Below are 10,620 nucleotides of genomic sequence, written 5' to 3'. Positions count from 1 at the left end.
CGCTCCCACATTTGTTTTGTTGTACCTGTTAAATCAGCGTTGGTGCACCAATTGCCCCGCCGCATACGTCTGCAACACCGCCCGGTCATCCCCCAGTGTCATCAACACAAACAACGTCTCGGCGATGTTATTGGCCTGCTTCAGGCGATAGCTGAGCAGCGGGGTGGCGTTGTAATCCAGTACCAGGAAGTCCGCGTCAGTGCCGGGTTGCAGCGTGCCAATCTTGTCTTCCAGACGCAGCGCCCGCGCACCACCCAGGGTCGCCAGGTACAACGACTTGAACGGACTCAAGCGCGCCCCTTGCAGTTGCATCACCTTGTACGCTTCGTTCAGGGTTTGCAGCAGCGAGAAGCTGGTGCCACCGCCGACGTCCGTACCCAGGCCGACATTCAGCTTGTGCTTCTCGGCCATCGGCAGGTTGAACAAACCGCTGCCCAGGAAGAAGTTCGATGTCGGGCAGAACGCGACTGCCGAACCGGCTTCTGCCAACCGCGCGCATTCGTCGTCGCACAGGTGCACACCGTGGGCGAACACCGAGCGTTCACCCAGCAGTTTGTAATGGTCGTACACGTCCAGGTAGCCCTTGCGCTCCGGGAACAGTTCTTTCACCCATTCCACTTCCTGCAGGTTTTCACTGATGTGAGTCTGCATGTAGAGGTCCGGGTATTCCCCCAGCAGCTGCCCGGCGAGGGTCAGTTGTTCAGGTGTACTGGTCGGTGCGAAACGTGGCGTCACCGCGTAGTGCAAACGGCCCTTGCCGTGCCAGCGCTCGATCAGTGCCTTGCTCTCCGCGTAGCCGGATTCGGCGGTGTCGGTCAAATAGTCCGGCGCGTTGCGGTCCATCATTACTTTGCCGGCGATCATCCGCAGGTCGAGCTTCTCGGCCGCTTCAAAAAACGAGTTCACTGACTGCGGGTGCACGCTGCCAAATACCAGCGCGGTGGTGGTGCCGTTGCGCAGCAGTTCCTTGATGAAAATATCCGCGACTTCTTCGGCGTGGGCCTTGTCGGCGAACTGGCTTTCACACGGGAAGGTGTAGGTGTTGAGCCAGTCCAGCAACTGCTCGCCATAGGCACCGACCATGCCGGTCTGCGGCAGGTGGATGTGGGTGTCGATCAGGCCGGGGGTGATCAGCGCGTCCTGGTAATGGGTGACTTCGATGTCGGCGGGCAGGCTGGCGAGCAAGTCGCTGGCGTGGCCAAGGGCACTGATCTGGCCGTTGTCGATCACCAGCAGGCCGTCCTCGAAATATTCGTAGGAGGCTTCGATCCCCACTTCGGCAGGGTCGGCGATGCTGTGCAAAATGGCGGCACGGTAGGCTTTGCGTGTCAAAGGCATGGTCGTCTCAGTTAGTCGCTTGGCTGCGGCGGGATACCGGCAGCAGTTTGGCAATGGGTTCGGCGCTCGCAGTGTGCTGGCCGAAGTTGGCGTTATAGGTGGCGATGATTTCGCCGGCGATGGAGATGGCGATTTCCACAGGCAGTTTGCCTTTGACCTCAGTCAGCCCCATCGGGCAATGCATGCGTTGCAGTTGCGCGGTGTCGAAACCGCGATCCCGCAGGCGGTGTTCAAATTTGACGCGTTTGGTCTTCGAGCCGATCAGGCCGAAGTAGGTGAAGTCATTGCGCTTGAGCAGGGCGGCGGTGAGTTCCAGGTCCAGCGCGTGGTTGTGGGTCATGACGATGCAGTAACTGCCCACAGGCAAGTGGTCGATTTCATCCACCGGCTCTTCGCTGACGATTTTACGCACGCCTTGGGGGATGTGTTCCGGGAATTCCTGTTCCCGCGAATCGATCCAGCGCACCCGGCATGGCAGGCTGGCCAGCAACGGCACCAGCGCGCGGCCCACGTGGCCGGCGCCGAACACCGCGATCTGCGCCTGCACCTGGCCCATGGGTTCGAACAACAGCACCGTCACGCCGCCGCAGCACTGGCCCAGGCTGGCGCCGAGGCTGAAGCGCTCCAGGTGGGTGTTTTGCTGGCCGCGCACAAGCATGTCCCGGGCGATCTGCATCGCCTTGTATTCCAGGTGCCCGCCACCGATGGTGTCGAACGTCTGGGCGGCACTGATGACCATCTTCGAGCCGGCGTTGCGCGGCGTGGAGCCGAGCTCTTCGATGATGGTCACCAGCACGCAGGGTTCACCCTGGTTCTGCAGGTCGGCGAGGGCGCTGATCCAGTTGTTCATGTTTACCTCAACATCTCTGTTGTCAGTTCGACCGCCTTCGCGAGCAAGCCCGCTCCCACATTTAAATGTGTTCACAAATCAAAATGTGGGAGCGGGCTTGCTCGCGAAGGCAGCGCCTCGGTCTAAAGCGAAGCCAGCTCGGTTTCCGTTTCCACAGCTTTTGCAGCGGTCAGTTGGCGCATCTGCTCACAGCCCCACAACACCCGCTCCGGCGTCGCCGGTGCATCGATCTTCGGCTGATGGCGATAGTCACCCAGGCTCGCCACGGCGTCCTTGATCGCACACCACGAGGCAATACCGAGCATGAACGGCGGCTCACCCACGGCCTTGGAATGGAACACCGTGTCTTCCGGGTTCTTGCGGTTTTCCACCAGCTTCACCCGCAGGTCCAGCGGCATGTCGGCCACCGCCGGGATCTTGTAGCTGGCCGGGCCGTTGGTCATCAGCTTGCCCTTGTTATTCCACACCAGCTCTTCCATGGTCAGCCAACCCATGCCCTGGATGAAGCCGCCTTCGACCTGGCCGATGTCGATGGCCGGGTTCAGCGAGGCGCCCACGTCATGCAGGATGTCGGTGCGCAGCATCTTGTACTCGCCGGTCAGCGTGTCGACGATCACCTCGCAACAGGCCGCGCCGAACGCAAAGTAGTAGAACGGCCGCCCACGTGCCTGGCTGCGGTCGTAGAAGATTTTCGGGGTCTTGTAGAAGCCCGTGCTGGAGAGCGACACCTGGGCGAAATACGCCTGCTGGATCAGCGCTTCAAAGGTCAGGATGTGATCGCGGACCCGCACATGCCCGTTGTGGAATTCAACGTCGGCCTCGCTGACTTCATATTTGCGCGCGGCAAACTCCACCAGGCGCTGCTTGATGGTTTCGGCGGCATTCTGTGCGGCCTTGCCGTTCAGGTCGGCGCCGCTGGAAGCCGCCGTCGGCGAGGTGTTGGGCACCTTGTCGGTGTTGGTGGCGGTGATCTGCACGCGGTCGATTTCCACCTGGAAAATCTCGGCCACCACCTGCGCGACCTTGATGTTCAATCCCTGGCCCATCTCGGTGCCACCGTGGTTCAGGTGGATGCTGCCGTCGGTGTAGATATGGATCAGCGCACCGGCCTGGTTGAGGAAACTGGCGGTGAAGGAAATGCCGAATTTTACCGGTGTGAGTGCCAGGCCTTTTTTCAGGATCGGGCTGTTGGCGTTATAGCGACGGATCGCTTCGCGGCGCTCGAAATACTGGCTGCTTTGTTCGAGTTCGGCGGTCATCTCTTCGAGCATGTTGTGCTCGACGGTCTGATAGTAGTGGGTGACGTTGCGCTCGGTCTTGCCGTAGTAGTTGGCCTTGCGCACGGCCAGCGGGTCGAGGGCCAGGTGCCGGGCAATCGCGTCCATCACTTCCTCGATGGCGACCATGCCTTGGGGGCCGCCGAAGCCACGGTAAGCGGTGTTGGACGCGGTGTTGGTCTTGCAGCGGTGGCCGTTGACGGTGGCGTCGCCCAGGTAATACGAGTTGTCGGAGTGGAACATTGCGCGGTCGACAATCGAGTTCGACAGGTCCGGTGAGCAACCGCAGTTGCCCGCCAGGTCCAGGTTGATGCCGTGCAGCCGGCCACTGTCGTCGAAGCCTACGTCGTACTCGATATAGAACGGGTGGCGCTTGCCGGTCATCAGCATGTCTTCGACACGCGGCAGGCGCATTTTGGTCGGCTGGCCGGTGAGGCGTGCGACCACCGCACACAGGCATGCCGGGCTGGCGGCCTGGGTTTCCTTGCCGCCAAAACCACCGCCCATGCGGCGCATGTCGACCACGATTTTGTTCATCGATACGTCGAGTACTTCGGCCACCAGCTTCTGTACTTCGGTGGGGTTTTGCGTGGAGCAGTAGACGATCATGCCGCCGTCTTCGGTGGGCATCACCGAGGAGATCTGGGTTTCCAGGTAGAAGTGTTCCTGGCCGCCGATGTGCAGGGTGCCCTGGATACGGTTCTTCGCGGTCGCCAGTGCGCCCGCCGAATCACCGCGCTGGTGGGTGTGGCTGTCGAGCACGAAATGTTTTTTGCGAAACGCCTCGACCACGTCCAGCACCGGCTCCAGGTCTTCGTATTCGATCACAGCGGCCATCGCCGCCTTGCGTGCGGTTTCCAGGTCGCGGGCGGCGACGGCCAGCACCACCTGGCCGACGAACTGCACGGTGTCGATGGCCAGCAACGGGTCGCCGGGCATCAACGGGCCGATGTCTTTCAGACCCGGCACGTCTTCGTGGGTGATGACGATGCGCACGCCTTCAAAGGCGTAGCAGGGCGCGGTGTCGATGCTAAGGATCTTCGCGTGGGCGCGGTCCGACATGCGTGCGTAGAGGTGCAACTGGTTGGGAAATTCCAGGCGGTCATCGATGTACTGCGCTTCGCCCGAGACATGCTTGGCGGCGCTGTCGTGCTTGACGCTGCGACCGACGCCGCTGGTCAGGTCCTTGGCAAACAGTTCGGCGAGTTCGGCCTGGGATTTTTCCACGGCGTGATGGTTAGACATAAGCGGTCACCCGAGTCTCGATGTGCGGCGTTTGCAGTTCGATGAAGTATTTGCGCAGCAGGTTCTGTGCGCTGAGCAGGCGGTATTCCTTGCTGGCGCGGAAGTCCGACAGCGGGGTGAAATCCTCGGCCAGGGCCGCGCAGGCTTTTTCCACGGTGGCGGAATTCCAGGTGGCGCCGTTCAGTACGGCTTCGCAGTTCTTCGCGCGTTTTGGGGTGGCGGCCATGCCGCCGAACGCCACGCGGGCATCGTCGATCACACCGTTAGTGATCTTCAGGTTGAAGGCCGCGCAGACGGCAGAGATGTCATCGTCCAGGCGCTTGGAAACCTTGTAGGCACGGAACAGCGGCACGCCTTTGGGCACAATGATTTTCTCGATGAATTCGCTGTCCTGGCGGGCAGTGACGCGGTAGTCGATGAAATAGTCTTCCAGCGCCAGGGTACGGCGGGTGTTGCCCTTGCACAGCACGATCTGCGCGCCGAGGGCGATCAGCAGTGGCGGCGAATCACCGATGGGCGAGGCGTTGCCGATATTGCCGCCCAGGGTGCCCTGGTTGCGGATCTGCAACGAGGCGAAACGGTGGAGCAATTCGCCGAAATCCGGGTATTCGTGGTTGAGCGCGCTGTAGCAATCGGACAGGGGAGTGGCAGCGCCGATTTCCAGGCGGTCGTCGAAGCTTTCGATGCGCTTCATCTCTTCGATATTGCCGACGTAGATCATCACCGGCAGCGTGCGGTGGAACTGGGTGACTTCCAGCGCGAGGTCGGTGCCGCCGGCCAACAGCCGGGCTTGTGGGTAAGCGTCGTAAAGGTCCGCCAGGTCGGCGACGGTCAGCGGCACCAGGCAGCGTTTGTCGCCGCTGTTCAACTCGCCGGTTTGCGTCGGGGCGATGGCTTTCAGGCGGGCGATGGTGTCGGCCTGGCGACTGTCGAACTGGTCCTGGGGCTTGTTGCAGCAGGCCTGTTCGGCGGCCGCAAGAATCGGGCGATAGCCGGTGCAGCGGCAGAGGTTGCCGGCCAGGGCTTCGTGGGCCTTTTGGCTGTCGGGTGCATCACTGTTCTTTTGCAGGGCGAACAGCGACATCACAAAGCCCGGGGTGCAGAAGCCGCATTGCGAACCGTGGCACTCCACCATGGCCTGTTGCACGCTGTGGAGTTGGCCCTGGTGCTTGAGGTCTTCGACGCTGATCAGTTGTTTGCCATGCAGGGACGAGACAAACGTCAGGCACGAATTGAGGCTGCGATAGCGAATCTGCTCGGCGCCCTGATCGTCGGTATGCAACTCGCCGACTACCACGGTGCAGGCGCCACAGTCGCCGCTGGCGCAGCCTTCCTTGGTGCCGGATTTGCCCAGGTGCTCACGCAAATAGTTGAGCACGGTCAGGTTCGGGTCCAGGGCGTGCTCGCTACGGAGCTCCTGGTTTAGTAAAAACTGGATCACGGAAGGCCTCGCAGACTCATTATTGTTGTTAACCGCTTTGCGCCGAATCTAGTCATGTCTGACTTTTCGGTCAACGATTTTCTGACCGAAAGGTCAAGAAAATGCGATATCAACATCCTTAATTATGGTCCAGTTCTCTGGAACCGCCGTTTTTGGGGGCTTCTGGACTTTAATGGCTGCTTATTTCATGCCAAATTCCGCTCTGTGGGCCGTACGCCATCAACCGGCAAGTGCGCTACACTGCCGCGCTTGTACCGATAGAAGATTTTGAAGGGAAAACATGACGTTCAAGGCGCCGGATAGTCTTGCCGAGCAAATCGCTCACCACCTCGCCGAACGTATCATTCGCGGCGATCTCAAGCCTGGGGAGCGGATCCAGGAGCAGAAGGTCACACTGGCGCTGAATGTCAGTCGTGGTTCCGTGCGCGAAGCCTTGCTGATCCTCGAGCGCCGGCACCTGATTGCGATCCTGCCGCGCCGTGGCGCCCACGTCACCGAGCTGACTGCCCACAAGGTGCAAAGCCTGTGCACGCTGATGGGCGAGCTGTACATCCTGCTGGGCAATGCGGTCGCCGCCGGCTGGCAGACCCAGGCCGACATGGCGCCGTTCGTGCAAATCCAGCAGCGCCTGATCGCCAGCTTCGAACGCCAGGACATCCGCGCCTTCGTCGAAGAGAGCTTCAACGTGATGCGTGCCGCCTATCCGTTCGCCAACAACCCGTACCTGCAGGAAACCGTCGAGAACCTGCAGCCGGCGATGAACCGCGCCTATTACCTGGCGCTGGATCAGCGCAAGGCGTCCATGAGCGAGTACCTGGTGCTGTTCGAGCAATTGCTCGCCGCCGTGCTGGCCCGTGACCTGCCGCAGATTCGCCTGGTGCTCTCGGCCTACGGCGAGCGCAGTTGCTCGCTGGTCATTGCTGCGTTGGCGGAAGCCTAAGCGTGCGGCTCAAGTGCATCAAACTGGCGGGGTTCAAATCCTTCGTCGACCCGACCACGGTGAACTTCCCCAGTAACATGGCGGCAGTGGTCGGGCCCAATGGCTGCGGCAAGTCGAACATCATCGACGCCGTACGCTGGGTGATGGGCGAGAGCTCCGCAAAAAACCTGCGTGGCGAGTCGATGACCGACGTCATCTTCAACGGCTCCACCAGCCGCAAGCCGGTGAGCCAGGCCAGCATCGAACTGGTGTTCGACAATTCCGACGGCACCCTGGTGGGCGAGTACGCGGCCTATGCGGAAATCTCCATTCGCCGCAAAGTGACCCGCGACAGCCAGAACAGCTACTTCCTCAACGGCACCAAGTGTCGCCGCCGGGACATCACCGACATCTTCCTCGGTACCGGCCTGGGCCCGCGCAGCTATTCGATCATCGAACAGGGGATGATCTCCAAGCTGATCGAAGCCAAGCCCGAAGACCTGCGTAACTTTATCGAGGAAGCGGCCGGCATCTCCAAGTACAAGGAGCGCCGCCGCGAGACCGAAAACCGTATCCGCCGTACCCATGAAAACCTTGCCCGCCTGACTGACCTGCGTGAAGAGCTGGAGCGCCAGCTGGAGCGCCTGCACCGCCAGGCCCAGGCCGCCGAGAAGTATCAGGAATACAAGGGCGAGGAGCGTCAGCTCAAGGCGCAACTGTCGGCCCTGCGCTGGCAGGCGTTGAATGACCAGGTGGGCCAGCGCGAAGCAATCATCGGCACCCAGGAAATCAGCTTCGAAGCCCTGGTGGCCGAGCAGCGCAATGCCGACGCCAGCATCGAACGCCTGCGGGACGGTCACCATGACCTGTCCGAGCGCTTCAATCTGGTGCAGGGGCGCTTCTATTCGGTGGGCGGCGATATCGCCCGGGTCGAGCAGAGCATCCAGCACGGCCAGCAGCGTTTGCGCCAGTTGCAGGACGACTTGAAAGAAGCCGAGCGTGCGCGCCTGGAAACCGAATCGCACCTGGGCCACGACCGCACCTTGCTGCTGACCCTCGGGGAGGAGCTGGACATGCTCACCCCCGAGCAGGAAGTCACCAGCGCCGCTGCCGAGGAAGCCGCTGCGGCCCTGGAAGAATCCGAAACCACCATGCACGCCTGGCAGGAGCAGTGGGACACGTTCAACCTGCAATCTGCCGAGCCGCGCCGCCAGGCTGAGGTGCAGCAGTCACGCATCCAGCAACTGGAAACCAGCATGGAGCGCCTGGCCGAGCGTCAGCGGCGCCTGGTGGAAGAGCGCGTGCTGCTCGCTGCCGACCCGGAAGATGCAGCGATCCTCGAACTGAGCGAGAAACTCGCCGAAAGCGAAATGACGCTGGAAGAGCTGGAAGCCAGCGAAGAACAACAAGTGGAGCGCCTCGAGCAATTGCGTCAGCAACTGCAGCAGGCGACCCAGGCACAGCAGCAGGCCCAGGGCGATTTGCAGCGGCTCAACGGCCGGTTGGCTTCCCTGGAAGCCTTGCAGCAAGCGGCGCTCGACCCGGGCACCGGCACGGCTGAATGGCTGCGTGACCAACACCTGGCCGAGCGTCCGCGCCTGGCCGAAGGCCTGAAGGTTGAAGCCGGTTGGGAGCTGGCGGTGGAAACCGTGCTCGGCGCCGACCTGCAAGCGGTGCTGGTGGATGATTTTGGCGGGTTTGACCTGGCGGGTTTTGCCCAGGGCGATCTGCGTTTGCTCAGCCCGGCGGCGGACGGCACTCGCGTGCCGGGCAGCCTGCTGGATAAAGTGGAGGCGGCGATTGACCTGTCGCCCTGGCTCGGCCAGGTCAAGCCGGTCGACAGCCTTGAGCAGGCCCTGGCCCAGCGCGGGCAGTTGGCCGCAGGGCAAAGCCTGATCAGCCGTGATGGCTTTTGGGTCGGCCGGCACTTTTTGCGGGTACGGCGTGCCAGCGAAGCGGAAAGCGGCGTATTGGCCCGTGGCCAGGAAATCGTCAACCTGACCGCCGAGCGCGAAGAGCGCGAAGCCACACTCGAGTCCCTGGAAAACCAGCTGCAAACCCTGCGCGCCACCCAGCGCCAGCAAGAGACCGGCCGCGAACACCTGCGCCGGCTGTTGCAGGACGAAGCGCGCCAGCAGGGCGAATTGAAAGCCCAGCTCTCGGCGAGCAAGGCCAAGGTCGAGCAACTGACCCTGCGCCGCACCCGGCTCGACGAAGAAGTGGCCGAGATGGGCGAGCAACGCGCCCTCGAACACGAACAAGTCGGCGAAGCACGCCTGCAATTGCAGGAAGCCCTCGACAGCATGGCCCTGGACACCGAGCAGCGCGAGTTGCTGCTGGCCCAGCGCGACAGCTTGCGCGAGCGCCTCGACCGGGTGCGCCAGGAAGCTCGCCAGCACAAGGATCACGCCCATCAATTGGCCGTGCGCCTCGGCTCCCTGCGGGCGCAGCACGACTCCACGCGCCAGGCCCTTGAGCGCCTGGAAATGCAGTCCGAACGCCTGACCGAAAAACGCGAGCAACTGAGCCTCAACCTGGAGGAGGGCGAGGCCCCGCTGGAAGAGCTGCGCCTGAAGCTTGAAGAGTTGCTCGACAAGCGCATGACCGTCGACGAAGAGCTCAAGACCGCCCAGATCGCCCTGGAAGACGCCGACCGCGAACTGCGCGACGCGGAAAAACGCCGGACCCAGGCCGAGCAACAGTCGCAACTGATCCGGGGCCAGCTCGAACAGCAGCGCATGGAATGGCAGGCCCTGACGGTGCGCCGCAAAACCCTGCAAGACCAGTTGCTGGAAGACGGCTACGACCTGCACGGCGTGCTCAATACCCTGACCGCCGAGGCCAACGAGAAAGAAGCCGAAGAAGAACTTGAGCGGATTGCCGCGCGCATTCAACGACTCGGCGCGATCAACCTCGCGGCCATCGACGAGTACCAGCAGCAGTCCGAGCGCAAACGTTATCTGGATGCGCAGAACGCCGATCTTGTCGAAGCGCTGGACACCCTGGAGAACGTGATCCGCAAGATCGACAAGGAAACCCGTAATCGCTTCAAAGATACCTTTGATCAGATTAATGGCGGTTTACAGGCGTTATTCCCGAAAGTTTTCGGTGGTGGCAGCGCTTACTTGGAACTGACGGGCGAAGATCTACTCGATACAGGGGTAACGATCATGGCGCGGCCTCCGGGCAAGAAGAACAGCACCATCCATTTGTTGTCTGGTGGCGAGAAGGCACTGACCGCATTGGCCCTGGTATTTGCGATCTTCAAGTTGAACCCGGCGCCGTTTTGCATGCTCGACGAAGTTGACGCCCCGCTGGATGACGCTAACGTTGGACGGTACGCCCGACTGGTTAAAGAGATGTCCCAGACGGTGCAGTTCATCTATATCACCCACAACAAGATCGCCATGGAAATGGCCGATCAATTGATGGGCGTGACGATGCACGAGCCGGGCTGTTCGCGATTGGTGGCGGTGGATGTCGAAGAGGCGATGGCGCTGGTGGAATCCTGAGCCGCAGGTCGAAGGAGGATTTTCAGCAGGACGTAAGG

At 61.8% G+C, this 10,620-nt stretch carries 6 protein-coding genes; 2 read left to right on the top strand and 4 right to left on the bottom strand.

All coding sequences use genetic code 11. The features are described 5' to 3' along the window. Window positions 1-33: 33 nt before the first annotated feature. The 4 genes from guaD to xdhA form a co-directional block, all read right to left on the bottom strand. Window positions 34-1,338: a guanine deaminase gene (guaD, locus tag HX873_RS20605; RefSeq protein WP_003219093.1), complete on the bottom strand. Its 1,305-nt coding sequence runs from the start codon at window positions 1,336-1,338 to the stop codon at window positions 34-36. A 7-nt stretch (window positions 1,339-1,345) separates the two neighbouring features. Further along, the gene (gene xdhC, locus HX873_RS20600; RefSeq protein ID WP_003219091.1) at window positions 1,346-2,188 is read right to left on the bottom strand and encodes a xanthine dehydrogenase accessory protein XdhC; all 843 of its coding nucleotides are present in this window, start codon (window positions 2,186-2,188) and stop codon (window positions 1,346-1,348) included. 122 nt (window positions 2,189-2,310) lie between these two features. Further along, complete coding sequence (gene xdhB / locus HX873_RS20595) at window positions 2,311-4,710, bottom strand: xanthine dehydrogenase molybdopterin binding subunit (RefSeq protein WP_003219089.1); 2,400 nt, start codon at window positions 4,708-4,710, stop codon at window positions 2,311-2,313. After that, window positions 4,703-6,151: a xanthine dehydrogenase small subunit gene (gene xdhA, locus HX873_RS20590; RefSeq protein WP_102368369.1), complete on the bottom strand. Its 1,449-nt coding sequence runs from the start codon at window positions 6,149-6,151 to the stop codon at window positions 4,703-4,705. The genes xdhB and xdhA overlap by 8 nt, the downstream gene beginning before the upstream one ends. A 280-nt stretch (window positions 6,152-6,431) precedes the next feature. Between xdhA and HX873_RS20585 the strand changes: the two genes are divergently transcribed. Further along, window positions 6,432-7,091, top strand: coding sequence for a GntR family transcriptional regulator (locus HX873_RS20585; RefSeq protein WP_003219085.1), 660 nt, complete (start codon window positions 6,432-6,434; stop codon window positions 7,089-7,091). 2 nt (window positions 7,092-7,093) lie between these two features. Beyond that, window positions 7,094-10,582, top strand: coding sequence for a chromosome segregation protein SMC (smc, locus tag HX873_RS20580; RefSeq protein WP_003219082.1), 3,489 nt, complete (start codon window positions 7,094-7,096; stop codon window positions 10,580-10,582). Window positions 10,583-10,620: the final 38 nt, after the last annotated feature.

Source organism: Pseudomonas sp. P7758 (assembly GCF_013386485.1).
Classification (GTDB): domain Bacteria; phylum Pseudomonadota; class Gammaproteobacteria; order Pseudomonadales; family Pseudomonadaceae; genus Aquipseudomonas.
This window is presented reverse-complemented; position numbering and strand designations above follow the sequence as displayed.

Bases quoted from the DNA above. Each gene is read 5' to 3' on its own strand.
- guaD (WP_003219093.1), bottom strand. From the start codon at position 1,338: ATGCCTTTGACACGCAAAGCCTACCGTGCCGCCATTTTGCACAGCATC.
- xdhB (WP_003219089.1), bottom strand. From the start codon at position 4,710: ATGTCTAACCATCACGCCGTGGAAAAATCCCAGGCCGAACTCGCCGAA.
- HX873_RS20585 (WP_003219085.1), top strand. From the start codon at position 6,432: ATGACGTTCAAGGCGCCGGATAGTCTTGCCGAGCAAATCGCTCACCAC.
- xdhC (WP_003219091.1), bottom strand. From the start codon at position 2,188: ATGAACAACTGGATCAGCGCCCTCGCCGACCTGCAGAACCAGGGTGAA.